The 26,477-nt window shown below is 70.5% G+C and carries 24 protein-coding genes; 11 read left to right on the top strand and 13 right to left on the bottom strand.

Annotation, left to right across the window (positions count from 1 at the left end):
- Positions 1-8 precede the first annotated feature (8 nt).
- Entirely contained in the window at positions 9-2,027 is a 2,019-nt protein-coding gene (locus ACWEVP_RS32935) for a glycoside hydrolase family 31 protein (RefSeq protein ID WP_452066458.1), read from the top strand.
- Here ACWEVP_RS32935 and ACWEVP_RS32930 read toward each other — a convergent pair.
- A complete protein-coding gene (locus ACWEVP_RS32930; protein ID WP_452066457.1) occupies positions 2,024-2,962 on the bottom strand; it encodes a pentapeptide repeat-containing protein in 939 nt (312 codons plus the stop codon). The two genes, ACWEVP_RS32935 and ACWEVP_RS32930, sit on opposite strands and share 4 nt — an antisense overlap.
- Positions 2,963-3,016: 54 nt before the next feature.
- On the opposite strand from ACWEVP_RS32930, the gene ACWEVP_RS32925 reads away from it, so the two are divergent.
- Complete coding sequence (locus ACWEVP_RS32925) at positions 3,017-3,658, top strand: TetR/AcrR family transcriptional regulator (protein WP_452066456.1); 642 nt, start codon at positions 3,017-3,019, stop codon at positions 3,656-3,658.
- Here ACWEVP_RS32925 and ACWEVP_RS32920 read toward each other — a convergent pair.
- Positions 3,645-4,202, bottom strand: coding sequence for a YceI family protein (locus ACWEVP_RS32920; RefSeq protein WP_452066455.1), 558 nt, complete (start codon positions 4,200-4,202; stop codon positions 3,645-3,647). The two genes, ACWEVP_RS32925 and ACWEVP_RS32920, sit on opposite strands and share 14 nt — an antisense overlap.
- 108 nt (positions 4,203-4,310) lie before the next feature.
- On the opposite strand from ACWEVP_RS32920, the gene ACWEVP_RS32915 reads away from it, so the two are divergent.
- The 5 genes from ACWEVP_RS32915 (at position 4,311) to ACWEVP_RS32895 (ending at position 9,737) form a co-directional block, all read left to right on the top strand.
- The gene (locus ACWEVP_RS32915; RefSeq protein WP_452066454.1) at positions 4,311-4,787 is read left to right on the top strand and encodes a MarR family winged helix-turn-helix transcriptional regulator; all 477 of its coding nucleotides are present in this window, start codon (positions 4,311-4,313) and stop codon (positions 4,785-4,787) included.
- 8 nt (positions 4,788-4,795) lie between these two features.
- Positions 4,796-5,779, top strand: a complete 984-nt coding sequence (locus ACWEVP_RS32910; RefSeq protein WP_452066453.1) for a glutathione S-transferase family protein — start codon at positions 4,796-4,798, stop codon at positions 5,777-5,779.
- Positions 5,780-5,801: 22 nt separating this feature from the next.
- The gene (locus ACWEVP_RS32905) at positions 5,802-6,584 is read left to right on the top strand and encodes an SDR family NAD(P)-dependent oxidoreductase (RefSeq protein WP_452066452.1); all 783 of its coding nucleotides are present in this window, start codon (positions 5,802-5,804) and stop codon (positions 6,582-6,584) included.
- A 22-nt stretch (positions 6,585-6,606) separates the two neighbouring features.
- A complete protein-coding gene (locus tag ACWEVP_RS32900) occupies positions 6,607-8,502 on the top strand; it encodes a GmrSD restriction endonuclease domain-containing protein (RefSeq protein WP_452066451.1) in 1,896 nt (631 codons plus the stop codon).
- 104 nt (positions 8,503-8,606) lie between these two features.
- Positions 8,607-9,737 (top strand): epoxide hydrolase family protein, encoded by a 1,131-nt coding sequence (locus tag ACWEVP_RS32895; protein ID WP_452066450.1) that lies wholly within the window; start codon positions 8,607-8,609, stop codon positions 9,735-9,737.
- Here ACWEVP_RS32895 and ACWEVP_RS32890 read toward each other — a convergent pair.
- Both ACWEVP_RS32890 and ACWEVP_RS32885 read right to left on the bottom strand, forming a co-directional pair.
- A complete protein-coding gene (locus ACWEVP_RS32890) occupies positions 9,734-10,234 on the bottom strand; it encodes an LmrA/YxaF family transcription factor (protein WP_452066449.1) in 501 nt (166 codons plus the stop codon). The two genes, ACWEVP_RS32895 and ACWEVP_RS32890, sit on opposite strands and share 4 nt — an antisense overlap.
- Complete coding sequence (locus tag ACWEVP_RS32885) at positions 10,167-10,820, bottom strand: N-acetyltransferase family protein (RefSeq protein WP_452066448.1); 654 nt, start codon at positions 10,818-10,820, stop codon at positions 10,167-10,169. The genes ACWEVP_RS32890 and ACWEVP_RS32885 overlap by 68 nt, the downstream gene beginning before the upstream one ends.
- Before the next feature lie 256 nt (positions 10,821-11,076).
- Here ACWEVP_RS32885 and rox point away from each other — a divergent pair, with 256 nt between their 5' ends.
- The 3 genes from rox (at position 11,077) to ACWEVP_RS32870 (ending at position 15,361) form a co-directional block, all read left to right on the top strand.
- Positions 11,077-12,504, top strand: coding sequence for a rifampin monooxygenase (rox, locus tag ACWEVP_RS32880; protein WP_452066447.1), 1,428 nt, complete (start codon positions 11,077-11,079; stop codon positions 12,502-12,504).
- A gap of 29 nt (positions 12,505-12,533) precedes the next feature.
- Positions 12,534-14,690: an RNA polymerase recycling motor ATPase HelR gene (helR, locus tag ACWEVP_RS32875; RefSeq protein WP_452066446.1), complete on the top strand. Its 2,157-nt coding sequence runs from the start codon at positions 12,534-12,536 to the stop codon at positions 14,688-14,690.
- A 71-nt stretch (positions 14,691-14,761) separates the two neighbouring features.
- Positions 14,762-15,361: a hypothetical protein gene (locus tag ACWEVP_RS32870; protein WP_452066445.1), complete on the top strand. Its 600-nt coding sequence runs from the start codon at positions 14,762-14,764 to the stop codon at positions 15,359-15,361.
- Between the two features lie 87 nt (positions 15,362-15,448).
- Here ACWEVP_RS32870 and groL read toward each other — a convergent pair whose 3' ends face one another.
- From groL to ACWEVP_RS32825, 9 genes are all read right to left on the bottom strand, one after another.
- A complete protein-coding gene (gene groL / locus ACWEVP_RS32865) occupies positions 15,449-17,140 on the bottom strand; it encodes a chaperonin GroEL (protein ID WP_452066444.1) in 1,692 nt (563 codons plus the stop codon).
- Positions 17,141-17,151: 11 nt separating this feature from the next.
- Positions 17,152-18,177, bottom strand: coding sequence for an NAD(P)-dependent alcohol dehydrogenase (locus ACWEVP_RS32860; protein ID WP_452066443.1), 1,026 nt, complete (start codon positions 18,175-18,177; stop codon positions 17,152-17,154).
- Entirely contained in the window at positions 18,174-18,872 is a 699-nt protein-coding gene (locus tag ACWEVP_RS32855; RefSeq protein ID WP_452066442.1) for a metal-sulfur cluster assembly factor, read from the bottom strand. The genes ACWEVP_RS32860 and ACWEVP_RS32855 overlap by 4 nt, the downstream gene beginning before the upstream one ends.
- A complete protein-coding gene (locus tag ACWEVP_RS32850) occupies positions 18,869-19,906 on the bottom strand; it encodes an amidohydrolase family protein (RefSeq protein ID WP_452066441.1) in 1,038 nt (345 codons plus the stop codon). Before ACWEVP_RS32850 ends, ACWEVP_RS32855 begins: the two co-directional genes overlap by 4 nt.
- Positions 19,907-19,947: 41 nt before the next feature.
- On the bottom strand, positions 19,948-20,319 hold the full coding sequence (gene mimD, locus ACWEVP_RS32845) for a propane 2-monooxygenase effector subunit MimD (RefSeq protein WP_452066440.1): 372 nt from the start codon (positions 20,317-20,319) through the stop codon (positions 19,948-19,950).
- The gene (locus tag ACWEVP_RS32840; protein WP_452066439.1) at positions 20,316-21,485 is read right to left on the bottom strand and encodes a toluene hydroxylase; all 1,170 of its coding nucleotides are present in this window, start codon (positions 21,483-21,485) and stop codon (positions 20,316-20,318) included. The genes mimD and ACWEVP_RS32840 overlap by 4 nt, the downstream gene beginning before the upstream one ends.
- Before the next feature lie 8 nt (positions 21,486-21,493).
- The gene (locus ACWEVP_RS32835; protein WP_452066438.1) at positions 21,494-22,522 is read right to left on the bottom strand and encodes an FAD-binding oxidoreductase; all 1,029 of its coding nucleotides are present in this window, start codon (positions 22,520-22,522) and stop codon (positions 21,494-21,496) included.
- Positions 22,523-22,542: 20 nt separating this feature from the next.
- Entirely contained in the window at positions 22,543-24,195 is a 1,653-nt protein-coding gene (locus ACWEVP_RS32830) for a ferritin family protein (RefSeq protein ID WP_372664668.1), read from the bottom strand.
- A gap of 106 nt (positions 24,196-24,301) precedes the next feature.
- Positions 24,302-24,541 carry a hypothetical protein gene (locus ACWEVP_RS32825; RefSeq protein WP_452066437.1) on the bottom strand — a complete coding sequence of 80 codons (240 nt, stop codon included), beginning with the start codon at positions 24,539-24,541 and terminating at the stop codon, positions 24,302-24,304.
- A 137-nt stretch (positions 24,542-24,678) separates the two neighbouring features.
- On the opposite strand from ACWEVP_RS32825, the gene ACWEVP_RS32820 reads away from it, so the two are divergent.
- Positions 24,679-26,475, top strand: coding sequence for a sigma-54-dependent Fis family transcriptional regulator (locus ACWEVP_RS32820; RefSeq protein ID WP_452066436.1), 1,797 nt, complete (start codon positions 24,679-24,681; stop codon positions 26,473-26,475).
- The last annotated feature ends 2 nt before the right edge of the window (positions 26,476-26,477 follow it).

The following is a 26,477-nucleotide window of genomic DNA, read 5'->3' as shown; positions in this document are numbered from 1 at the left end:
AGATGCGCGTGATCACGTCCGAAGACGGCCGCTCGCTCGAGGTCACCGTGCGGCACGAGGTGCTCCGGATCGAACCGTGGGGCGACGGCAGCCTGCGCGTGCGCGCGGGGCGCCATCGCATTGCCGACGACGTCCCGGGGGCGCTGCTGCCCGCGAAGCCGTCGGCCGCCACCGCGTCGGTCGAGGAGCGGACCGGCAAGGTCGTCAACGGCCCGCTGACCGCGATCGTCGAGATCGCCGACACCGACACGGGCATCGACGCGCAGCTGCGGTTCGTCCGGACCGGCACCGGCGAGGAGCTGCTGTCCGAGCAGCGCGCGCACTTCTGGTGGCCCGGCGCTCGGCTGTTCATGCCGTCGCGCAACGGGTACGGCCGCCTCGAGCAGCGGTTCACCGCCTACGACGACGAGCGGGTCTACGGCCTCGGCCAGCACACCCACGGCCGGCTCGACCAGAAAGGCCTCGTCCTCGACCTGGTGCAGCGCAACGCCGAGGTGTCGGTGCCGTTCCTGCTGTCCAGCCGCGGTTACGGGTTCCTCTGGAACAACCCGGCGGTCGGCCGGGTCGAGCTGGCCGCCAACGGCACCCGCTGGGTCGCCGACGACGCCCGCCAGCTCGACTACTGGGTCACCACCGGCGACGGGCCACGAGAGATCCTCGGCCACTACGCCGACGCGACCGGGTACGCGCCGATGCTGCCGGAGTGGGCGGCCGGGTTCTGGCAGTCGAAGCTGCGCTACCGCACGCAGGACGAGCTGCTGGCCGTCGCCCGCGAGTACCACGCGCGCGGGCTGCCGCTGTCGGTGATCGTGGCGGACTTCTTCCACTGGACCCACCTCGGCGACTGGCGGTTCGACCCGGCCGAGTGGCCGGACCCGGCCGGGATGGTGCGGGAGCTGTCCGCCCTGGGTACCAAGCTGATGGTGTCGGTGTGGCCGTCGGTGAGCCCGTTGTCTTCGAACTACCGGGAGTTGCACGAGAAGGGGCTGCTGGTCGCCGCCGAGAACGGCGTCCCGGCGCACGCGCCCTGGAAGGACAAGGGGTTCGACGTCGAGATGCCGGTGGCGTTCTACGACGCGACCAACCCGGCGGCCCGGCGGTACGTCTGGAGCAAGGTCAAGGAGAACTACTACGACCTGGGCGTGCGCGCGTGGTGGCTGGACGGCGACGAGCCCGAGATCCAGCCCGGCCACCCGCACAACCTCGGCTTCCACGCCGGCCCGGGCTCGGCGGTGTTCAACCTCTACCCGCAGGCGAACGCGCAGACCTTCCACGACGGCATCCGCGCCGAGGGCGACGACGAGGTCGTGCTGCTGTCCCGGTCGGCGTGGGCGGGCAGCCAGCGGTTCGGGGCGGCGCTGTGGTCGGGCGACGTCGGGGCGACGTGGGAGTCGCTGCGGGCCCAGGTGCGCGCGGGGCTGAACGTGGCGCTGGCCGGGATTCCCTGGTGGACCACGGACATCGGTGGCTTCCACGGCGGCGACCCGGCCTCGGAGTCCTATCGGGAGCTGCTGGTCCGGTGGTTCCAGTACGGGGTGTTCTGCCCGCTGTTCCGCCTGCACGGCTTCCGCGACCCGCGCACCGCCTTCGGGCCGTCGATGACCGGCGGTCCCAACGAGGTGTGGTCCTACGGCGCTTCGGCCTACTCCTCGATCGTGGCGTCGCTGCGGCTGCGGGAGCGGCTGCGGCCGTACCTGATGGAGCAGATGCGGGTGGCGCACGAGCAAGGCATCCCCCCGATGCGGCCGCTGTTCGTCGACTTCCCGGCGGACGCGGCCGCGTGGGACGTTTCCGACGAGTTCCTGCTCGGGCCGGACGTGCTGGTCGCGCCGGTGCTGTCCCCCGGCGTGCTTTCCCGGCGCGTCTACCTGCCCGCCGGCGCGTCTTGGACCGACGCGGTCACCGGCTCCCGCCACGACGGCGGCGACTGGGTCGACGCCGACGCTCCCCCGGACCGGATCCCGGTCTTCCTGCGGGACGGCGCGGAGGTGCCGATCACCGGTCGTGCGCGGGAAACCGCGTGCTAACCCGGTTTCCCGCGCACGACCCCGGCCCAGGTGCCCGGCTTGCGTGGCGCCGGAAGTCCGAGGGCCCAGCCCGGCGGCCACGTCCGGCGCACGTGGACGTCCGTGCGGGCCCGCGCCCGCGAGAACCGGAACCGGGTCGCCGTCGCGCCCGCGAAGTCGGCGTGCCCGCCGAAGCGCGCTCCGCCGAAGAAGGCGTCGCCGAAGCGGGTGTCGCGGAAGGACGTCCGGCCGGCGAAGCCCGCGTCCGCGAACGACACGTCGGCGAACGCGCTCCCGGAGAAGTCGGTGCGGGCCGAGAACCGGGCCTCGTCGAACCACACCTCGCCGCCGGCGGTGGCTCCGGCGAACGAGGCCGTGCCGGTGAAGGTGGCATTCCCGAAATCCGCCCCCGCCTCGAACCGGGCGCCCCCGAAGAACGCGTGGCGGGCGAAACAGCACCCTTCGAAGCTCACCAACCGAGTGGCCACCACGCCGTCGAAGCGCGCGTCGCCGACGAAGCGCACGCGGTGGAAGACCACGTCACGGACCTCGCAGCCACGCAGGTCCATGTCGTGGAACACGCAGCCGTCCGCATGGAGGTCCATTCCGGGCCAGAACCGCGGTGACCCCGGCCGCAGGTGCGGGAGCAGGAGCGCCCGGACCTCCGCCTGCCACGCCGCCCAGTCGGGCCACCAGTGACCGAGGTGGGCGACCAGCTCGTCGACGCACTCCTGCCGCAGGCCGGGGTCGGCGTCGGCCTCCTCGGCGAAGTGCGCCAGGCCGGCCAGGCGGGCGGCGCGCTCGTCGGCCGGCAGCTGCGTGGGGACGGCCGCCACCGGCGGCGGCGAGGTGATCACCGCGGCGGGCCGGTCGCGGCGGAGCATCCACCACGCCGTGACCGCGCCGGAGACCGCGCTGATCAGCGCCAGGACCGGAAGCGGCGTCGACGTGGACATGTCCGGATTGTTCCGCGGTGGCAGGGCGCGGCGACACCGGTTTAAAGTGGACCCGTGAGTCCAACGCTGACCCGGAAGGGCGCCGCGACGCGGCAGCGGATCGTCGAGGGCGCCGCGGCGGAGATCCGCGAACGCGGGGTCGCCGTCACCACCCTGGACGACATCCGCGCCCGGACGGGCACCAGCAAGAGCCAGCTCTTCCACTACTTCCCCGAAGGCAAGGAAGAGCTCCTGCTGGCGGTCGCGCGGTTCGAAGCGACCCAGGTGATGGCGGCCCAGCAGCCGCAGCTGGGTGAGCTGGATTCGTGGCCGGCGTGGCGGCGCTGGCGGGACACGGTCGTCTCGCACTACCGCGAGCGTGGGCAGTACTGCCCGCTCAACGTGCTGATCTCCCAGCTGGGCCGGGCCACCCCGGGCGCACAGGCCGTGGTGACCGAGCTGCTGCGGAGCTGGCAGAACGAGCTCGAAGCGGGCATCGTCCGGCTGCGGGACGCGGGCGAGGTGAGCCCGGACCTGGACGTCGAACGCACCGCGGCCGCCCTGCTGGCGGGCCTGCAGGGCGGCGTGGTGGTGATGCTGTCGACCGGCCGCATCGACCACCTGGAAGCGGCGCTCGACGTGGGGATCGAAAACCTGCGGGCGAGCGGGAACCGGCCCCCGGCACCGGCCCCCGCTCCCGGCGTCAGGCGTTCTTGATCGCGGAGATCTCGAACTCGAGGGTGACCTTGTCGCTCACCAGGACGCCGCCGGTCTCGAGGGCGGCGTTCCAGGTGATGCCGTAGTCCTTGCGGCTGATCGTGGTCGAGCCCTCGAAGCCGATCCGGTCGTTGCCGAACGGGTCCTTGGCCGAGCCCTCGAACTCGAAGGGGACGGTGACCGAGCGGGTGACGTCCTTGATGGTCAGGTCGCCGGTCACGTCGAAGCTGGTCTCGCCGGTCTGCTTGATCTCGGTCGAGGTGAAGGTGATCTGCGGGTACTCGTCCATCGACAGGAAGTCGTTGCTCTTCAGGTGACCGTCGCGGTCGGCGTTGCGCGTGTCGATGCTGTGGGCCTGGATCGTCACCTGGGCCGACGACTTCTCCGGGGCGTCCCCGTCGATCGTCGCGGTGCCGGTGAACTCGTTGAAGCTGCCGCGGACCTTGGTCACCATGGCGTGCCGGGCGACGAACCCGATCCGCGAGTGGGCGGCGTCCAGGGTGTACTCACCGGTCAGCTGGGGGTAGGTGGTCGCGCTGGTCATGGCTCTACGTCATCTCCTCGTGGTGGCGCCCCCAGGTGATTGAGGGTTCAACGACACTGTACTCACTTTTACTGGTTGCGCAAGCAAGCATTGGCTAGACTCGCCGGTATGGGTGAACAGTCCGCGCTCGACCTCGACGAAGCCCCGTTCTGGCGGGCCCTGATGCGCATCACGACCGCGCTGCCGCGAGCGCTCGAGGACCAGTTCCTGCCCGAGACCGGCCTGGCGATCACCGACTACGGCGTGCTCGTCGCGCTGTCGGAGGCCCCCGACCACCTGCTCCGCATCTCGGCGCTGGCCGCGACGACCGGGCTGTCGCTGAGCCGGATCAGCCGGGTCGTCGACGACCTCACCCGCCGCGGCCTGGTCGAGAAGCGCAAGTGCGCCGAGGACGGCCGCGCGTCCAACGCCGTGCTGACCGGCGCGGGATTGGCCAGACTGGAGGCGGCCTACCCGAGCCACCTGGCCCGCGTGCGGGCTTCGGTGTTCGACCACCTGAGCGCCGACGACATCCGCACGGCCGGGCCGGTGCTGGCCCGGCTGGCCGCGGCGCTCGACGCCGCTCCCCCGACCGACGACTGCTGAGGACGCCGATGAGCGACAAGGGCGAGTACAAGCGGGACCAGAACTACATCCCGGACCGCATCACCGCCGACGGCCGCGACGGCTGGCCGGTCGAGCCCGGCCGCTACCGGCTGGTCGTCGCCCGCGCCTGCCCGTGGGCCAACCGCGCGGTGATCGTGCGGCGGCTGCTCGGCCTCGAGCCGGTCCTGTCGATGGGCATCGCCGGGCCGGTGCACGACGAGCGGAGCTGGAGCTTCGACCTGGACCCCGGCGGCCGGGACCCGGTGCTCGGGATCGAGCGGCTGCAGGAGGCGTTCTTCAAGCGCGACCCGGAGTACCCGCGCGGCATCACGGTGCCGGCGTTCGTCGACGTCCCGAGCGGCCAGGTCGTGACCAACGACTTCGCGCAGATGACGCTGGACATGTCGACCGAATGGACCGCGTACCACCGCGACGGCGCGCCCGAGCTGTACCCGGAGAAGCTGCGCGACGAGATCGACGACGTCGCGCGGTCGGTGTTCACCGACGTCAACAACGCGGTGTACCAGTGCGGGTTCGCGCGCTCGCAGGAGGCATACGAGCACTCCTACCGCAAGCTGTTCGCGCGGCTGGACTGGCTGTCGGAGCGGCTCGCCGACCGGCGGTACCTGGTCGGCGACACGATCACCGAAGCCGACGTCCGGCTGTTCACGACGCTCGTCCGGTTCGACGCGGTCTACCACGGCCACTTCAAGTGCAACCGGCAGAAGCTGACCGAGCTGCCGGTGCTGTGGGCCTACACGCGCGACCTGTTCCAGACGCCCGGTTTCGGCGACACGATCGACTTCGCGCAGATCAAGGAGCACTACTACGTGGTGCACAAGAACGTGAACCCGAGCGGGATCGTGCCGCTGGGGCCGGACCCGGCGGGCTGGCTCACCCCGCACGGCCGCGAGGAGCTGGGCGGCCGCCCGTTCGGCGACGGCACGCCACCCGGCCCGCCGCCCGCCGACGAGAGGGTGCCCGCGCTGTAGGTCCCCGGCTACGGTGATCGCCATGGAACGCCTGCGCGATCGCCGCATCCTGGTCACCGGAGCCGCCTCGGGCATCGGCCGGGCCACCGTCTTCCGCCTGCTGGAGGAGGGTGCCCTCGTCATCGGCGTCGACGTCCACGAAGAGGGGCTGATCGACACCCGGAAGGCCGCACCGCGCGGGGGCCTGACGACGTACGTCATGGACGTGGCCGACGAGACCTCGGTGAGCTCCGGAGTGGCCGCGGCGGCCGACGCCCTCGACGGGCTCGACGCGGTGGTCAACGCGGCGGGGATCCTGCTGGCGTCGCACACGCACGAGACGTCGCTGGAGCTGTGGAACCGGGTGCTGGCGGTGAACCTGACGGGCACGTTCCTGGTGACGCGCGCGGCGTTGCCCGCGCTGCTCGCCTCCGAGCACGGCGTGGTGGTCAACTTCAGTTCGACGTCGGCGACGTTCGCCCACCCGTACATGGCGGCGTACTGCGCGAGCAAGGGCGGGATCCAGGCGTTCACGCACGCGCTGGCGCTGGAGTACGGCAAGCAGGGGCTGCGAGCGGTGAGCATCGCGCCGGGCAGCGTGAAGAGCGGCATCACGGACTCGGCGGCTCAGTGGTTGCCGCCGGACGTCGACTTTTCGCTGTTCGGGCGGTTGCTGCCGATCCTGCCGACGGACCACACGACGGAGGTGGGCAACGCGGTGGCGGGCCCGGAGACGGTGGCGGGGGTGGTGGCGATGCTGCTTTCGGAGGACGGCAAGTTCATCACGGGCACGGAAATCCGCATCGACGGCGGTACGCACACCTGAGAGCGTCGATCGATATCGCTCCTTGACCTCCACTCTGAAACCTTTCGTCGTCCGTCAACGACATAGGGCGGACGGCGCAAAGAACGGAGCAGATGTGGGTGTCGAGGCCTTCGGTATCGAGAAGGAGTTCCTCAAGGACCTGCTTTCGCAGGTCGACCAGGGCGAAACACAGCTGCCCGAGTTCCAGCGCGGGTGGGTCTGGCCGGACCGCAACATCGCGAGCCTCATCGCCTCCATCTCGCTCGGCTACCCGGCGGGCACGGTCATGATGCTGAGGCAGGGCGGTGAAACCCGCTTCAAGACCCGTGCCGTCGAAGGCGCCCCGCCGTCGCCGAAAACCACTCCCGACCGGCTGATCCTCGACGGGCAGCAACGGCTGACGTCCCTCTACCAGTCGATCTTTCGCAAGGCACCCGTCGAGACCCAGGACGTTCGGAGCAAGGATGTCAAGGGATGGTTCTACCTCGACATGGAGCGGGCTGTCCTCGACGAGGGTGATCGCGAGGAAGCGATCGTGTTCGTGCCGGAAACGAAGATCCGCCTCGACTTCCGCGGCCGGACGGTCCTCGACCTCTCCACGCCCGAAAAGGAATACGCGGCGAGGATGTTCCCCTGTACCGCGCTGTTCGATTCCATGCAGTGGATGATGGGTTTCTGCCAGTTCGACCCCGAACGGCAAAGCGAGAACTTCAAGCTGTGGGGCAGTTTTCACGACGTCGTCGTGCAGCGCTTCCTCCAGTACCAGCTGCCCGTCATCGAACTCGGTCGCGGCACGCCCCGGCAAGCCGTCTGCCAGGTCTTCGAGAAGGTGAACACGGGTGGCGTCACGCTCACGGTCTTCGAGCTGCTCACCGCCACGTTCGCGGCCGACGACTTCGACCTGCGCCAGGACTGGAAGGACCGCGAGGCGGCGTGGGACACCGGGAAGTACGACATCCTGGCCAACGTCGCCAACACCGACTTTCTGCAGGCCGTAGCCCTGCTCGCCACCATCGAGCGGCGGCAGGCGGCGATCGAGGCCGGACGTGACGAGGCCAGTGCTCCCCGGATCGGCTGTCGCCGGGCGGACATGCTCAACCTCACCCTGCCCGAATACCTCAAGTGGGCCCCGGACGTGACCGAAGGCCTCAAGGCGGCCGCGCAGTTCCTCCACGCCCAGCACATCTTCGACACCAGGTTCCTGCCCTACGGCAGCCAGCTGATCCCGATGGCCGCCGTGTTCGCGCTCTTGCGACAGCAAGCGGAGACGGTCGGCGCCCGGCAGAAGATCTCCCGCTGGTATTGGTGCGGAGTCTTCGGCGAGCTGTACGGCGGCACCACGGAGACGCGGTTCGCGCGCGACGTCCCGGACCTGGTGGACTGGGTCCGTGGGGCGGAAACCGAACCGCGGACCGTGCAGGAAGCCCAGTTCGTCTCCAGCCGCCTGTGGTCGCTGCGCACCCGCGGATCCGCCGCCTACAAGGGCCTGTACGCCCTCCTCCTGCGCGAAAGCCCCCTGGACTGGTGCACCGGCTCGGACATGTCCGACGAGAACTACTTCGACAACGCCGTCGACATCCACCACATCTTTCCCAAAGTGTGGTGCGAGAAGGCAGGCATCGACGCCAACCGCTACAACTCCATCATCAACAAGACACCGCTGACCGCACGCACCAACCGGATCATCGGTGGCCGGCCGCCGTCGGTCTACCTGCGAGGACTCGCGAAGAGTGCCGAAACGACTCCCGAAACGATCGATCGGAACGTGCGCTCCCACCAAGTCTCCGCCGTCGATCTCCGAAGCGACGACTTCGAGTCCGTCGTGAGCCGGCGCGAGCGAGCGTTGGTGTCGTTGATCAGCAAAGTCATGGGCAAGGAAGTGCAGACCGACGCACCAGTCGACGATGAGCTGAAAGGCGTGTTCAGCGGCGGTCTGTGACGGCGCCCTTCGGCCCCAGCGGCCGGCGGGGGTTCCGCGCATTTTCCCCCGCACACCTGACGATCAGGACCGGAACTGTCCGGATCGGACGCCATCCTGGCTCCATGGATCCCTTCCGCATCGACATCCCGCAGGCCGACCTCGACGAGCTGCGCAGCCGGCTCTCGCGGACCCGGTGGCCCGGCGAACTGCCCGGCGCCGGCTGGGACTACGGCGTCAGCGAGCCCTACCTCGCCGAGCTCGTCGAATACTGGCAGGCGGGCTACGACTGGCGTGCCCACGAAGCGCGGCTCAACGCCTTCCCCCAGTTCACCACCACCGTCGACGGCCAGCGTGTGCACTTCCTGCACGTCCGCTCCCCCGAGCCGGCCGCCACGCCGCTGATCCTGACCCACGGCTGGCCGAGCACCGTCGCCGACTTCGCCGGCATCCTCGGCCCGCTCACCGACCCGCGCGCCCACGGCGGTGACCCGGCCGACGCCTTCCACGTCGTCGCGCCGTCCGTGCCCGGCTTCGCCTTCTCCGGTCCGACGCACGACCGCGGCTGGAACACCCGGCGCACCGCCCGGGCGTGGGCCGAGCTGATGCGACGGCTCGGCTACGCGCGCTACGGCGCCCAGGGCGGCGACTTCGGCAGCATCGTCTCGCCCGAGCTGGGCCGGGTCGCTCCGGAGGCGGTGCTCGGCGTGCACGTCAACGCCGTCGCCAATGCCGGGGTGCCGACCGCGCCCGGCGACCTCGAGCGGCTGTCCGAAGAGGACCGGAAACGGGCGGAGGAGAACCAAGCCTGGTGGTACGGCCATTCCGGCTACGCCACCCAGATGGCCACCCGGCCGCAGACCCTCGCCTACGCGCTCAACGACTCCCCCGCCGGCCAGCTCGCCTGGAACCTCGAGTGGTTCGTAGGCTGGGACCCCACATCGACGACCCAGACGCCGGTGGACCGCGACGCGATCCTGACGAACGTGACGATCTTCTGGCTCACCGGCACCGCCGGCTCGGCCGCGCGCCTCTACCGGGAGGCGGCCCAGGACGGCTGGGGCGAGCGGCCGGCGCCGTCGGGCGTGCCGACGGCGGTGGCGAACTTCCGCGGCGACCACGCGATCCGCGGTCTCGCCGCGCTGTCGAACACCGTCACGCGCTGGACCGAGTACGACACCGGCGGCCATTTCGCGTCCCTGCAAGCGCCCGAAGTGCTGGTGCGGGACATCCGGGAGTTCTTCCGCGGCCGCTAGGCCACGGCACCGTCGAGCAGCGGGCGCAGCTCCGCCACCACCGTGTCGAGCGGCGTGACGTCCCGGTGCGCCCGGGCCAGGACGATCGCGCCCTCCAGCGCGCTCAGCATCAGCACCGCCAGCGACGCGCTGCGGGCCGCCGGCACGCCCAGTTCGCGCAGCGTCGCGGCGACCGGGCGCTGCCAGCCCTCGAACGCCTTGCCGACCGCTTCGCGCAGGCTCTCGCTGGTGGCCGCGGTGTCGGCGACCGTCGCGACCAGCGGGCAGCCCGCGTCGAACCCCAGTGTCGTGAACTCGTCGCGCCACTGGGCGGCCATCGCCTCGAAGAGCTTGCCCGGTGTCGGGTCTTCGATCTTCGCCGCGATCCGCGCGACGCGGCGGGCCGCGTAGTCCCCCGCCCACGCGACGGCTTCGGCGATCAGCTGGTCCTTACCGCCCGGGAAGTAGTGCTGCAGGGACCCCCGTGGCGCCTCGGCGTGCGCGACCACGTCCCGCATGCCGGTCGCCCCGACACCGTGGATCCGCACCAGCTGCGCGGCGCTCAGCACCATCCGCTCGCGGGGTGTCCGCGTCATCCGCCGCCTCCTTCATGACGTCCGTCATGGTAGCCCAGTCCGGGACGACCAGCGCGAAGTCCCGTTCGCCGCGTTCGTAGGTCGGCACCGGCCGGAACCCTTGACGCAGCAGCAAAGCCTCGGCGCCGGTGTTGCCGGCGCGCACGGTGGCCCGCACGGTCCAGCCGGGCCACCGCCCGGACGCCCACAGCCACCGGGCGAGCGCGCTGCCGATCCCCCGCCGCTGCCAGGGGTCGGCGACGAGGATCCCGATCTCGGCTTCGCCCGGGGTCTCCGCGACGAAGTTGAGCAGCCCCACGGGCACGCCGTCCCGGACGGCCAGCAGCGCGGGCGCCCCGGCGAGCAGGAAGCGCCCGTAGCGCCGGAAGACCTCGGCCGGCAACGCCGGGCCGCCCATCAGGAACCGCAGCCGGAGGCTTTCCGGCGAGCAGGCCGCGACGAGCGCGGCGACGCGGTCCCGGTCCGCCGGGCAGTCGCCCAGCTCCCGGATTTCTATGACAGCTGTCATGACTCCATGAGAGCACAGTGCGACCGGAACCACACTATGACAGCCGTCATAGATCGACCGGACGCGACGAAGCGAACCTGGTAGGAACGGGCTGGATCTGGGAAGACGTCCCGGAGACCGGAGGGAGGAAAACCACTCCCCTCCATGTCCAACGTATAGCGCACCCCCGGGCTTGCGGCAAGACCCCCGTTGTGCCGCACAATTCTCAGCCGTTGCCACAACCTGCGCAAACGCGGGTGATGCAAGGGGGTCTTTTTTGTTCGACGTGATCATCGCCGGCGGCGGGCCGACCGGCGTGATGCTGGCGGCGGAGCTGCGGCTGCACGGCGTCGGCGTGCTGGTGCTCGAGCGGGACGCCGAGCCGACGAAGGTCGTCCGCTCGCTCGGCCTGCACGCGCGCAGCATCGAGGTGATGGACCAGCGGGGGCTGCTGGAGCGGTTCCTGGAACTGGGCACGAAGTACCCGGTCGGGGGTTTCTTCGCCGGCATTCCGAAGCCGTCGCCGGACAAGCTGGACACCGCGCACGGGTACACGCTCGGCATCCACCAGCCCGTCATCGACCGCCTGCTGACCGAGCACGCGCTCGAGCTGGGCGCCGAGATCCGGCGCGGCCACGAGGTGACCGGGCTGAGCCAGGACGACGACGGCGTGACGGTCGAGCTGGCCGACGGCACGCGGGAGCGCGCCCGGTTCCTGGTCGGCTGCGACGGCGGCCGCAGCACCGTGCGCAAGCTGCTCGGCGTCGGGTTCCCCGGCGAGCCGAGCCGGAACGACACGCTGCTGGGCGAGGTGGAGGTGGGCGTTTCGCGGGAGGAGATCGACACCGCCAACGTCGAGGTCCGCAAGACCCAGAAGCGGTTCGGGTTCATGCCGGTGGAGGGCGGCACCTACCGGGTCGGCGTCCCCGCCGGGGACGTCGCCGAGGACCGGCGGACCCCGCCGACGCTGGCGGAGCTGAAGGAGCAGCTGGTCAAGACGGCCGGAACCGACTTCGGGATCCACTCGCCGCGCTGGCTCTCGCGCTTCGGCGACGCGACCCGGCTGGCCGAGCGCTACCGGGTGGGGCGGGTGCTGCTGGCGGGCGACGCGGCGCACGTCCACCCGCCGGTCGGCGGGCAGGGGCTCAACCTCGGTGTCCAGGACGCGTTCAACCTGGGCTGGAAGCTGGCCGCCGAAGTGCACGGGTGGGCGCCGGAAGGGCTGCTGGACAGTTACGAAGCCGAGCGGCACCCGGTGGCCGAAGAGGTGCTGAACAACACCCGCGCGCAGATGGAGCTGCTCCTGCTCGAGCCCGGCCCGCAGGCGGCGCGGCGGCTGCTGGCCGAACTGATGGACTTCGACGAGGTCAACCGGTACCTCACCGAGAAGATCATCGCGATCGGCATCCGCTACGACTTCGGTGACGGGCCCGCGCTGCTCGGACGGCGGCTGCGGGACGTCGAGCTGAAGCAGGGCCGGCTCTACGGGCTGATGCACACCGGCCGCGGGCTGCTGCTCGACCAGACCGGCCGGCTGTCGGCGGCGGGCTGGGAGGACCGGGTCGACCACGTCGTCGACGTCAGCGAGGAACTGGACGTGCCGGCGGTGCTGCTGCGGCCCGACGGCCACGTCGTCTGGGCCGGCGAGGACGAAGCCGGGCTGCCCGGCGTGCTGCGGAAGTGGTTCGGCACACCCACTGCCTGAAAGCTGTAGCGGGACAACGAAGAGGGAATGTGACACAGGGGTACGAAGCGGAACTGCGGTCCGAGCGCGACCACGTCGCCGGGCTGTACGCGCGGCTCGACGCCGAGCGCGCGCGGGTCAAGGCCGAGTACGAGGCCGCCCTGGGCGGCAACGGCGTCGGCGCCATGGAACGGGACGTCAGCGTACGGGCGCTCGGCCGGCAGGTGAAGCGGCTGGACGTCGTCGACAACGGGCTGTGCTTCGGACGGCTGGACGCCGTCTCGGACGAGCGGACCTACATCGGGCGCGTCGGGCTGTTCGACGAGGAGGACGAGTACCGGCCGGTGCTGCTCGACTGGCGGGCGCCCGCGGCGCGCCCGTTCTACACCGCCACCGGCGCGAACCCGGAGGGGATGCGCCGGCGCCGCCAGTTCCACACGCGCGGGCGGCGGGTGCTGGGCTTCACCGACGAAGACCTGGGCCGGCCCGGCGGGGACGCGCAGGGCGACGCCGCCCTGCTCGCCGCGGTCAACGCGCCGCGCGGCGAGGGCATGCGTGACATCGTCGCGACCATCCAGGCCGAGCAGGACGAGATCATCCGGCTCGACCACCCGGGCGTGCTGGTGATCGAGGGCGGCCCCGGCACCGGGAAGACGGTCGTGGCGCTGCACCGCGTCGCGTACCTGCTCTACACGCAGCGGGAGCGGATGGAACGGCACGGCGCCCTGGTCGTCGGGCCGAACCCGGCGTTCCTGAACCACATCGGGCGCGTCCTGCCGTCGCTGGGCGAGACCGACGTCGTGTTCACGACCACCGGCGACCTCGTCCCCGGCCTGCACGTCACCGCCGAGGACACGCCGGAAGCCGCGCGGCTCAAGGGATCGCTGGAAATCCTCGACGTGCTGAAGGCCGCGGTCGCCGACCGGCAGCGGCTGCCGGCCGAACCGGTGCCGGTCGTGCTCAAGGACGTCACCGTGCGGATCGACGCCGAGACCGCGGAGTGGGCCCGGCAGGAAGCGCGCGACAGCGGGCTGCCGCACAACGAGGCCCGCGCGGTGTTCACCGACATCGTCACCTACGTGCTCACCGAACGCGCGATCGGCCGGATCGGCCGCGGCTGGCTCAGCCGCGACGACAAGGACGAGTGGGAGAGCATGCGGAAGGGGCTGCTGGCCGACCTGGCCGGCGACGCGAAGTTCGGCGCGGCGCTGGACGCCCTGTGGCCGGTCCTGACGCCGGAGGAGCTGCTGTCCTCGTGGTACGCCTCGCTTCCCGCGGACTCGCCGCTGTTCCGGGCCGAGGGTGCCGCCTGGACCGTGTCGGACGTGCCGCTGCTCGACGAGCTGGTCGACCTGCTGGGCCACGACAAGACCGCGGAGAAGGCGGCCGCCGCGGCGGAGACGCGACGGCGGCGGGCCGAGGCCGAGTACGCCGAGGGCGTCTTCCAGACGATGAAGCTGGACCGGGAGGAGATGGACGAAGACGTCATGCTCTCGGCCGAGAACCTGCTCTACGCCGAGGACCTGGCCGAACGATTCGTCGAGGCCGACACGCGCACGCTGGTCGAGCGGGCGTCGGCGGACCGGGACTGGACCTACCGGCACGTGGTCGTCGACGAGGCCCAGGAACTGTCCGAAATGGACTGGCGGGTGCTGATGCGGCGCTGCCCGGGCCGGTCGTTCACGGTGGTGGGCGACCTGGCCCAGCGCCGCTCGGCGGCCGGCGCGCGGTCATGGGGCGCGATGCTCGCGCCGTACGTGGCCGACCGCTGGGTGTACCGCTCGCTGACGGTCAACTACCGGACGCCGGCGGAGATCATGGCGGTCGCGGCGGCGGTGCTGGCCGACTTCGCGCCGGACGTCGTACCCCCGGAGTCCGTGCGGGCGTGCGGGGTTCCGCCGTGGTCCAGGCAGGTGACCGGTGACGAACTGCCCGCGGCGATCGAGGAGTTCGTGCGGGAGGAGGCCGGGCGTCCCGGGACGAGTGTGGTGATCGGGCCGCCGGGGGTGCCGGGCGCGGTGCTCGCGTCGGAGACGAAGGGGCTCGAGTACGACGCGGTGCTCGTCGTCGAACCGGCGGCGATCCTGGCCGACAGCGCGGCGGACCTGTACGTGGCGTTGACCCGCGCGACGCAACGGCTGGGCGTGCTGCACGAAGGCCCGCTGCCCGCGGCGTTGGCCGGGCTCGCGGAGGTGGTCCGGAGCTAGCCGCGGTTCGGTCGCCGGGAGCGCGGGTACGTTGCCCGCGCCCGCGCTCCCCCACCGCGAAAGGCACTCCGATGCAGCTCTACGCCGAACGGCCGATCCGCCGCACCGCCCAGCTCGTCAGCGACCTGCTCGCCCTGCTGCTCGTGATCTTCGCGGTCTGGCTGGGGACGTCGGCCCACGACGAGGTGATGAAGCTGCGCGCTCCCGGTGACGGGCTCGTCGACGCGGGCACGGGGCTGCGGGGCACGTTCGATTCGGCGGCGAACTCGGCGGGCGGGCTCCCGCTCGTCGGCGACGCGCTGGCGAAGGCGCTGCACGGCGGTTCGTCCGCCGGCGCCAAGCTGGCGGACGCGGGCCACTGGCAGATCGAGGCGGTGGAAAGCCTCGCGTGGTGGCTGGCGGTGATCATCATCGCGCTGCCGGTGGTGGTCTTGGTGACGACGTGGCTGCCACTGCGCTGGCGGTTCACGCGCCGCGCGTCGGCGGCCGCCCGGCTGCGCGCGCTCGGCGACGAGGGGCTCGACCTGCTGGCACTGCGGGCGTTGACGACCCTGCCGGCGCGGCGGCTGGCTTCGCTCGGCGAGGCCGCGACGGGGTGGCGGCAGCGGGACCGGGACGTCATCGAGGAGCTGGCCGGGCACGAGCTGGCCCGGCACGGCCTGGTGGCCTGACCGCCGAACCGGCGGCGAAAGGTCCCCTCACCGGGGCTCAGGACACCGGTGAGGGGACCTCCGTTCCCCGTGGGCCGGACGGAAGGTTCAGCCCACGGAGGGGCCCATCCCGAGCGACTGCGGCGTGCTCGCGTCGGGCGAAGGCTGGTGCAGCCCTTCGTCGAGCGGACCGAACTCCGTCATCAACGCTGGGCTCCCGCCCCACGGGGTCTGCTCCTCGGCGATCAGCGAATTGGTCGTCAGCAGCAGGCCCGCCACCGACGCCCCGTTCTGCACCGCCGACCGGCACACCCGCAGCGGGTCGACCACGCCGAGCGCGATCATGTCGCCGTAGCGGTCGTTCAGGGCGTCGAAGCCCTCGTCGTCGCCCAGCTCCCGGGTCCGGGCGACGATCTCGTGCGCGGGGTGGCCCGCGTTGTGCGCGATGAGGTACGCCGGTTCGGCCAGGGCCCGCCGGACGATCTCGACGCCGATCGCCTGGTCGCCGTCCAGGCCGAGGCCTTCCAGCGCCTTCTCCGCGTGCAGGAGCGCCGCGCCCCCGCCCGCCACGATGCCCTCGGCCATCGCCGCCCGGGTCGCCGACAGCGCGTCCTCGACCCGGTGCTGCAGTTCCTTCAGCTCGGCCGGGGTGGCCGCGCCGACGCGGACCACCGCGACCTTGCCGGTCAGCGCGCCGATCCGCTCGGTGAGGACGTCCTCGTCGACGCCGAACTGCGCGCGCTCCAGCTCCGCGCGCAGCTGGCCGACCCGGAAGTCCACCGCCTCCGACGAACCCGCGCCGCCGACGATCGTGGTGCGGTTCTCGGTGACCCGGACCTGCTTGGCCCGGCCGAGGTGGTCCAGGGTCATCGTCTCCATCGTGAACCCGGACTGTCGCGAAAGGACGGCGCCGCCGACGATCGCGGCGAGGTCCTCCAGCTTGTGCAGCCGCCGGTCGCCGAAGCCGGGCGCGCGGACCGCGACCGACTGGAACGTGCCGTTCAGGTGGTTGTGCACCAGCATGGACAGCGCCGTGCCCTCGACCGTCTCGCCGATCACCACCAGCGGCCGCGGCGCGCGCATCACCTTGTCCAGCAACGGCATCAGCTGCTGCACCTTGGTGATCTTCTCCGCGCACATCAGGATGTAGGGGTCGTCGAGCACCGCTTCCAGCCGGCCCGGGTCGGTGACCAGGTACGGCGAGAGGTAGCCGTTGTCGAACTCGAAGCCCTCCACGAAGTCGACGCTCATCCCGATCGACGGCGACTCCTCGACCGTCACGACGCCGCCGTCGCCGACGGTGTGCAGGGCCTTGGCGATCACCGCGCCGACCGTGTCGTCGTCGTTGGCCGAGATCGCCGCGACCCGCGCGTAGTCCTGTTCGGACACCACCGGGTGTGCCTGCTTCTCCAGGTGCGCCACCAGGAGTCCGACGGCGTGGTCGATCCCGCGCTTGACGAGCACCGGGTTGCCGCCGCCCGCGATGGCCCGCATGCCCTCGTGGACGATCGCCTGGGCGAGCACGGTGGCCGTGGTGGTGCCGTCGCCGACGACGTCGTTGGTCTTGATCGCCGCTTCCTTGACCAGCTGCGCGCCCATGTTCTCGAACTGGTTCTTCAGGTGGATCTCGCGCGCGATGGTGACACCGTCGTTGGTGACCACCGGCGAGCCGGTGATCTTCTCGATGATCACGTTGCGGCCCTTGGGACCCAACGTGGACTTGACCGCTTCGGCCAGCTTGTCCACCCCCGCCAGCAGCAGGTCGCGGGCGTCCGAGCCGAACCGCAGTTCCTTCGCCATATTCGGAGCTCCTAGGGGGTGAGGATGGCCCGACCGCGCACGCGACCGGCGTCGAGGTCGGCCAGTGCGTCGAGAGCCGCGTCCAGCGGGTACTTCTTCGTGTGGAGCGTGACCTTCCCGGCCTGGGCGAGCACCATCAGCTCCACCAGGTCGTTGTAGGTGCCGACCAGGTTGCCGATCACGTTGCGCTCGGTGGAGATGATGTCGATCGTCGGGATGTCGATGTTGCTGCCGTAGCCGATCACGAAGTGCGACCCGGCGCGCCGGGTCATCGCGAAGGCGTCCTGCTGGGCACCCTGCTCGGCGACGAAGTCGAGCACGACCTCCGCGCCGTCGCCGCCGGTCAGGTCGAGCACCGCGTCGACCTGCTTGCCGTCGCCGAGGACCGTCTCGTCGGCACCCAGTTCGGCCGCCAGCTTCAGCGCGTCGGCGTTGCGGTCGACGACGATCACGCGGGTCGCGGTGAGCGCCTTGAGCGACTGGATGCCGATGTGCCCGAGCCCGCCGGCGCCGTTGACGACGCACGTGGTGCCCGGGTACAGCAGCGGCACGGCCTTGCGCACCGCGTGGTAGGCGGTGATGCCCGCGTCGGCCAGCGCCGCCACGTCTTCCGGTTGCGTCGCCGGGTCGAGCTTGATGCACGCCCGCGCCGACGTCAGCAGGTATTCGGCCATGCCGCCGTCGGAGTCGATGCCCGGGAAGCTCCCGTTGGGACAGTGCATGTCGTCGCCCGCGCGGCAGGCGTGGCACAGCCCGCAGGTGGGTGTCGGGTGCAGGATGACCGTGTCCCCGACCTCGACGTTGGTCACCGCCGGGCCGACCTCGTGCACCCAGCCCGCGTTCTCGTGCCCGATCGTGTACGGCAGTTCGACGCCGGACTTCTCGGCCCACTGCTCCTCGATGATGTGCAGGTCGGTGCGGCACACGCCGGCGCCGCCGATCTTGACCACGACGTCGAAGGGTCCGGTGGCGCGCGGCTCCGGCACCTCTTCGATCACCGGTTGCTGGTGGTACTTCTGCAGCCGCACGGCCTTCATCCCGTGCCCTCCTCTTCTGCGGTCAGCGAGTACCGCGCGCGCAACATGCCGCGGCACACGCCGGAGTTGGCCTCCATGCTCGTGCGGGTCAGCCGGGCGAAGGCCAGGTGGCGCTTCGCGTCGGCGGGGGCCACCGCCGCCCCCGTCGCCGGGTCGAGCAGCAGCGGGTCGCCGTCGTCGGCGGGCAGGCCCAGCTCACGGCGCCGGGCCCGCAGGCGGTCGAGGTCCGGGCTCGGCGGGACCTCGCCGAGCGTCAGCGCCGTCGGATCACGCCCGGCCAGGGACCGGCAGACGCGGTCGGTGCCGGCCAGCACCGCCTTGCGGACGAAGTCGTACCGCAGCGTGTCCAGCTCGTCAGCGGCCTCACCTTCGAACGAGGCGACGAACCCCTGCCGGGCCGCCACCCCGCGGTTGATGACGTCGGAGGCGAAGTGGTCGTCGAGCTTGATGTCGAGCCCGGTCAGGCCCGGCACGCCGGCCACGGCGTCGTAGGCGTCGGCCACCATCAGGAACGCGAAGTTGGGCGCGCAGAAGTACGTCGGCAACCGCAGCCGGATGACGGCGTGACCTTCGTCGTCCACCTCGCAGCGGGCGACGAACCCGAGGTCGGTGAGGGGTTCGTCCAGTTCGGGGTCGCGGACGGTGCCCAGCGCCGCCCACACGGCGGCGCGGGCACCGAGCACCAGGGTGGTCATGAGTTCGGCACGCCGACCGGCTCGACCGACTTCGGCTCCGCGAGCTTCAGCTCCGCCGGCACGTCGATGTCGTAGAGCCGCGCGGCGTTCAGCCCGAGGATCTTCTTCTTCTGGTCGACGGTGAGCGGCGGGAAGTCCGACAGCTCGTCGTCTGCCGGCATGTTCCAGTCGACGAAGCCCTCGACCTGCCACTTGGGTTCCCAGATGGCGTAGTCCGCGCCGAAGATCAGTTTGTCCTCGCCGAGCCAGAACATCAGCTCGCCCATGACCTTCGCGAAGAACTTCGGCCGGGCGTGCATCAGGCCGCCGACCACGACCGCGAGCCCCGCGTAGACGTTGCGCTCCTGGGTGGCCATGAAGCAGAAGTCCTCGATGCGCGGCAGCCCGACGTGCTCGACGATGAAGTTGAGGCCCTGGAAGTTCGTCGCCACGTAGTCCACATCGGACACGTCGAAGGCGTCCTTGTCCAGCGGCCAGATCGTCGGTCCCTTGTGGACGTGGATGTTCTTGACGCCGAGCTCTTCACACTTCTCCAGGTACCGCGCGGCTTCCGGGTCCTTCAGGCTCCAGCCGCGGGAGTCCCCGTGCCACTCGGCCGTGTACAGCTTGACACCCTTGCAGCCATAGCGCTTGACGCGCTCTTCCAGCGCCTTCAGGCCTTCGTCACCTTCGCGCGGGTCGAAGGTGGTGTTGACGAGGAACTTGCCCGGGTGCTTCTCGGCGAGCGCCGCGTCGGCTTCGGTCGTGTTGAACCCGTTCTTGTACCACTGCCGCAGGTTGGTCGGCTGGAAGATGGCCGTGTCGACGTGCCCGACCTCGAACAGGTCGTGCATCATCAGTTCCTCGGAGTACTTCTGGAACCGGTCGATGGGCCAGTGGGTCTCCTTCGGGCCGAGCCCCTGGTAGGCGTGGAAGCACTCGATCCAGCCCTTGGCGTATTCCTCCTGCCCCTTCACCCAGTTGTCCGGGCTCGCGTCCCAGAAGTGGGTGTGGGCGTCCACCACGAAATACTTTTCGCCGTCTTTTTCGTACATGGTTGATCCTCCTGAGCGGGATCGAGTGCTTCCTGGCTGGATTACTTGAGGGGCTTGAGGTCGAAATCGAGGTACTCGGCCGCGTCCTCCGGGTTGGCGAACATGATCGTGCGGTCGTCTTCGTGGATCATCCGCCCGTAGTGGGTGGACATGCTCTCCTCGAACTCGGCCGCGTTGAACCAGCCTTCTTCCTCGCCGGCGGCCTCGTCGACCTCGGCGTAGACGACGTCCATGCGGCCGACCGCGTCGACCCGGATCATCGACGGCAGCGGCGTGATGGTGACGTTGTCCTTCGTTCCCATCACCTCCGCGACGATCGCGCCGACCTGGTTGTTCATCAGGGTGAAACCGCACATGTTGGACGCGGTGTTGTTGACCTTGAACGGGCTTTCCGCGGTTTTGAAGACAGTCACTGGCCCAGCTCCTCGGGTGCCTTGAGGCCCAATTCGGACAGGATTCCGGCGAACCGGCTCTTCACGCGGTCGAGACCGTCCTCGAACCGGATCGGCTTGGCGTCGGGCTGCGACCACAGCGGCTGCAGCGCCCGGGCGGCCGCGATGCTCCTCGGCACCCAGTCCTCGAGCCACTTCTGCAGCAGCGCGCGGTTGTGGTCGGCGAACTCCTTGTCGTTGATCAGCAGGTCGAACAGCGGCTTGGTGTAGCGGAGGTCGCGTTCGGAGAAGTCGAACTCCTCGGCGCCGATCAGCGTCGGGGTGACGAAGTCGCCGTTGGCCGGCGCGGCCTGCTGCACGAGGTTGCTGCGGAACAGCTCGCCGACGAGGGGCTCGAAGACGATGTTGGCGGCGAAGATCGCCTCGCCCCAGTCCCAGATCCCGGTCAGCTGTTCGGCGGTCTCGCGCACGCCCTGCCAGGCCGGGTCCTCGTTCCAGGTCGAGAGGTGGGCGGTGCCGTCGAAGCCCTCGATCTCCTCGGTCAGCGTCAGGTTGTACAGCGCCAGGTCCTGCGCCGCGCGGATCCGGTGCATGCTGTTCACCGAGATCGCGTTGTTGTGCATGTTCGTCGGCGCCCGGCGGTTGGCGTTGGCGAACAGGTACAAGCCGAGGCCGTGGTCGACGTGCATCCACGCGCCGACGTGCTTGGCGACGAACTCCACCCAGTTCCGGTTCCACTGCTCGAACGCCTTGGCCTGGCGCGCGGCGTCGATGTTCTGGTTGAGCTGGCGCACGACGTTCGCGTTGTACCGGTAGAGGGTGAGCTCCCACTCCTCGTTGGGGTCGCGGAACTCGTGCCAGCCGTGGGCCGGCCAGTCGTAGCCCTTGCCGCCGGACCCGGGGCCGCGTTCGGGCACCGGGCGGTCCGAGCCCCACGCCTTGAGCGCGGTCCACTCCAGGGGGTACCCGGCCTTGCCGTCGGCGAAGGCGTAGAGCCAGCCCTGGGACAGGTAGTGGCGCGGGTCGGGCTGGACCTCGACGGTGACGTCCTCGTAGTGGCTCTGCTTGCGCTTGGCCGGGGTGAAGTAGTTGTACTGGCGGGCAGTGGAGTCGGGGAAGACCTTGGCGCCCGCCTCGGCGTCGGTGAACGTCGGCTTGGGTACGCTGCGTTCTTGGGTGGCTGTCATGGGTTTCCTTACCCTTCGCCCGTGGTGGTGAACTTGTCGTAGAAGACGCGCTTGTCGGCGACGCCGAGCGCGGGCAGCAGTTCCAGCGCGGCTTCCACCATCGGCGGCGGCCCGCAGACGTAGGCATCGGCGCCCTTGAGATCGAGGCCGGCCCGGCGCAGGACGTCGGTGATCAGGCCGGTCTCGCCGTCCCAGCCGTCGTCACCCGGCTCGGACAGCGCTGGGACGTACCGGAAGTTCGGCAGTTTCTCCTCGAGCTCCCGCAGTTCGGCGTGGAAGCAGAGGTCGGCCTCGCGACGGGCGCCGTAGTAGTAGGTCGCCTTCCGGTCGATGCCGCGCTCGGCCATCGACCGCAGCAGCGACAGGATCGGCGCCATCCCGGCACCGCCGCCGACGAAGATCAGGTCCGCGCCCGGGTTGTCCCGCAGGGTGAACACCCCGAACGGGCCGGTCACCCGGAGCCGGTCGCCGACCGCGACTCGTGCGTCCAGGAACCGGGAGAACAACCCGTCGGGGTAGACCTTGATGACGAACTCCAGCAGCCCGTCGCGCGCGGAGGTGTTGGCCATCGAGAACGACCGCGTCTCCTCGGTGCCCGGGATCGCGAAGTCCAGGTACTGCCCGGGGAAGAACTTCAGTTCCTCGTCCAGGCGCACCACCAGGTGCCGGAGGTCGTGGGTGACGTTCTCGTTCGAGACGACCTCGACGGTCGCCTCCTGGATCGGCAGCCCGGACTGGATCATCTCCTCGTCGTAGTTGAGCAGCTCGATCGTCAGGTCCTCGTAGGCGTGGGCCCGGCACAGCAGCGTGAAGCCTTCCTCCTTTTCGTAGTCGGGGAGCGCGAAGGTCGAGTACCGGTCGTGTTCGACGTCGTCGCCGTCGAGGATGAACGACTTGCACGCCGCGCACTGCCCTTCCTTGCAGCCGTGCATGAGCATGACGCCCTGCTCGGCGGCGGCGCGCAGGATCGTGGTGTCCTCGTCGACGTCGATTTCGATCCCGACCGGCTCGAACCGGACGCGGTGCTTTTCCGCCATGCCAGGCCCTTCCTACGCGGTCAGGCCGTCTGCGGCGCCGGGCGCCCGGCCGGGCCCTGGCGGTTGTAGTCGGCCACGAAGGCGGCGCGCTGCTCGTCGGTCATCTGGTTCAGCAGCACGTTCGGCGACTGCACCTCGGGCATCCGGCGCAGGTGGTCGAGCGTCCACATCTTCTTCGGGTCGAGGTCCAGGTGCGGCTGGGCGACCATGGTCTTGCCGTCGTCGCGCACGAAGCCCATGTCGGAGACGACGTCGGCCCAGTTCCAGCCGTGGTAGAGCGTCTCCCACTCGCGGGCGCCGACCAGCTGGCCCATGTTCGGGGTGTTGCGGCCCTGGTAGGTGGGCCGGAACGCCTCGGCGTCGGTCCAGCGGCACGTCTCCGAGCAGTACGTGCGGTGCTGGCCGTCGACCTGGTCGACCACCATGTCCTCGCGGATGAGGCACGGCACCATGCAGGTCCAGCAGCGGTGCGGGTACACGTAGTCGACGTCTTCGGCGACGATCGGGTGGTGCCCGTTCGGCGTCGCGAGGCGAGCGTAGTTCTCCCACCACTTGCCGTACTTGTCGTACCAGCCCGGGTACTTGTACTCGAACCACTCGAAGTCCTCGTCGGTCATCGGGTCGATCCGCCAGTAGTTGGCGAGCCACCCGGTGGCGAAGAACTGCGCGACCTCGTGGACGTAGCCCTTGTTCCAGATCCGGTTCCAGGCTTCCTCGATGAGGTCGTGCGGGATGACGAGCCCGTACTTCTCCAGCGGGACGAGGTAGGAGCGGTAGTAGTCGTCGTAGATCCAGCGGCGCCACATCTCCGCGTAGCTCTCGCGGTCCTTGCGGCGGTCCTTGGTGCCGTACTCGATGAACGTGCCGATCGCGGCGTCGACGACGGCGTGGTTGTTCCACCACGCGTAGCGCAGGTCGCGTTCGAGCAGCTGGTGGTTGCTCTCGTCCGACAGCGCCATCAGCAGCGTCGCGTAGCCGTTGCTGATGTGGCGGGACTCGTCGGACTGCACCGAGTGGAACACCGTGGGCAGCAGGTAGTCGCCGTTCGCGGCGGCCTCGGCCGGCATGGCGACGAACAGCGTGTTCGTGAACGCCGTTTCGGCGACGATCGTGAGGTAGATGCTCGCCGCGGTGATGGCGTCACCGGTGATGAAGCCTTCGGCGAACTGGCGGCCGATGGTGCCGCAGTAGTCGTTCTGGAAGTTGCGCAGGCTCGAGTTGAAGCCCGCCGGGTCGATGTAGTTCTGCATGTACAGGCGCTTGAGGTTCTGCTGGATCGTCGAGTGCCGGACCTCGTCGATCATCTGGATCGCCTGGCCGTTGTGCAGTTCCGGGTTCGGGACCGTGCGGAACAGCAGCGGCATCGCCCGCGCCGCGGAGATCTCGGGCAGCGGGATGATCGACAGGAACAGCTTCTGCCACTCCAGCCAGCGCTCCTGCACCTGGCGGAACATGTTGCCGCGGATCGCGCCGTCCTCGGCGCCGTAGACCCGGTGGTCCTTCTCCTCCTGCATCGGGAAGTACGAGCGGAGGACCTGCTTCAACGGGTCCTTCTTCTTGGCCTTCTGGAACGTGTAGTCGGTCCCGTAGTGCGAAACCGGGGTGTGGTACGCCGGCTCCCACGACAGTTCCTGGATCTTCTGGTGGGCTTTCGCCACACTCTGGCGACTCATGGATCAACTCCTTGTCGGTCGCTCGCCGTCGGGCGGACGTCCTGCGTTGACCATTGAAGGGGCGCGCTCGCGTGACGCGGGTCTCAATCTGAGACAGAACCGCTGCTCAGGGCGTTTCGCCGGGGCCGAGCATCCGGGCGCGCAGCTCGGCCAGCTCGCTGTGGACGCCCGTGCGCACGCGCGCGTCCCCCTCGACGGTCGGGGTGATCCCGAGCGCGCGCAGGAGCGCCGCGGCCGGTTCACCGGGGTGGCCCTCCCCGCCGAACGTGGGGTGCAGCCCCTGTTCGGCCAGGTGGGTGAAGACCAGGTTGACGATCGTCCACGGGTTGTACGTTTCGGCGGTCATGTCTCCATCGCACTGCCACCGCGCCGCGGAGACCGTCTCAATTTGAGACACCGCCGTGCGCGCGTCCCGCCTACGCTGAACGGGCGGCACAACGGGTGTGCCCGCACCCACGTGGGCCGCGGGAAGCTGGAGGTCACGTGGACGAGATGGCGCCCGGAACCCTGCTCGCCGACGACGAGCTCGCCCGCACCCGGGTGCGTTTCCTGACGGCCGAACCGGTGCCGCCCGGCACGGTCCGGCAGACGATCCTGGCCTCCTGGCGGCGCTCGCGGGAGTTCCGGGTGGAGGCCGACCGGATCGACCCCCGCTACTTCGGCGACCAGAACCTCGACATCCCGCTCATGCGCGGCGCCGAGCCGGTGCTGCACAAGCTGGGCGAGCAGTTCGACGGGCAGCCCATCAGCCTGATCCTCACCGACGCCAGCGGCGTCGTACTGACCCAGCGGACCGGCGACGCCGACCTGAAGCGGCACCTCGAACGCGTCGAGCTGGTGCCCGGGTTCAGCTACGGCGAGCAGTCGGTCGGGACCAACGGCATCGGCACCGCGCTCGAGGACGGCCGCGCGACCACGGTGTTCGGGCACGAGCACTACGCCGAGCACCTGGAGAACCTGGCCTGCGCGGGCGTGCCGATCCACCACCCGATCTCCGGCAAGAAGATCGGCGCGGTCGACCTCACCTGCTGGTACAAGGACGCCGGCGGGCTGCTGATCGCGCTGGCGCGGTCGACGGCCGAGCAGATCCGGCAGGCGCTGCTGCGCCACAGCGACCTGCGGGAGATGATCCTCTTCCAGGCCTACCTGCAGACCTGCCGCCGGTGGACGGGCATCGTGCTGGCGTTCAACGAGGACATCGTCATGATGAACGACCGGGCGCGGCAGCTGCTCGACCCGGCCGACCAGTCGGTGCTGCTGAGCCACGGCACCGCGGCGCTCACCGACGGGCGCCGGACGTCGGCGACGCTCGCGCTGTCGAGCGGCCTGCGCGTACGCGTCTTCTGCCGCCGTGTCCCGGGCCAGCGGGAGACCGACACCGCGGGCGGCGTGCTGTCGGTGAAGCTGATCGAGGCCGAAGAAGCCCTGGCGGTGCCGTCGACGCCGATGCTGCCGATGTACCTGCCGGGCGTGGTCGGGTCGGCGCCGCTGTGGCTGCGCTGCGGGCACGAGCTCGACACGGGCTACCAGCGCGACGAGTGGGTCGCGCTGGAAGGCGAGGCCGGGACCGGCAAGCTGACCCTGGCCAAGGGCCTGCACCAGCGCCACCACCCGGCGGCACGGCTGCTGACCGTGGACGCGGCGGCGGGCGTGGACGGGGCCGCGCTGCTGCGCGAACACGCCGAGGCCCCGATCCGCACGCTGGTCGTCCGCCACGCCGACCGGCTGTCGGCCCCGGCGGCGAACGCGCTGGCCACGACGTTGCGGGAGCTGCGCGAGCGGGCCGGCGCGCCGTGGGTGGTGCTCACGCTCGTCCCGGAGGCCGAGACGAAACCGGCGCTGGCCGAGCTGCTGAAGTCGTTCCCGCGGACGGTGCGGGTGCCGCCGCTGCGCCACCACGTCGAGGACCTGGCGGAGCTGGTCCCGCTGGTGCTGAGCAAGCTCGGCTACGGCGGGCGGCTGACGTGTTCGGCGGCGGCGCTGCACCTGCTGATGCGGGCGGAGTGGCCGGGCAACACCGGGCAGCTCTACCAGGTGCTGCGGGCGGTGGCCCAGCGCCGCCGGGCGGGCACGATCCGCCCGGGCGACCTGCCGGCGGAGTTCCACGCGGTCGCGCGCCGGCCGCTGAACCGCTTCGAGTCGATCGAGCGCGACGCGATCGTGAAGTGCCTGGAGGACGCGGACGGCAACAAGGTCCGGGCGGCGAAGCTGCTGGGCATCTCCCGGGCGACGATCTACCGCAAGATCCACGAGTACGGGATCGTGCCGCCGGCCCGCTAGGT

The sequence above is a fragment of the Amycolatopsis sp. NPDC003865 genome, from assembly GCF_053605345.1.
The sequence above is the reverse complement of the archived record's forward strand: the minus strand, read 5'-3'. Positions and strand labels throughout refer to the sequence as shown.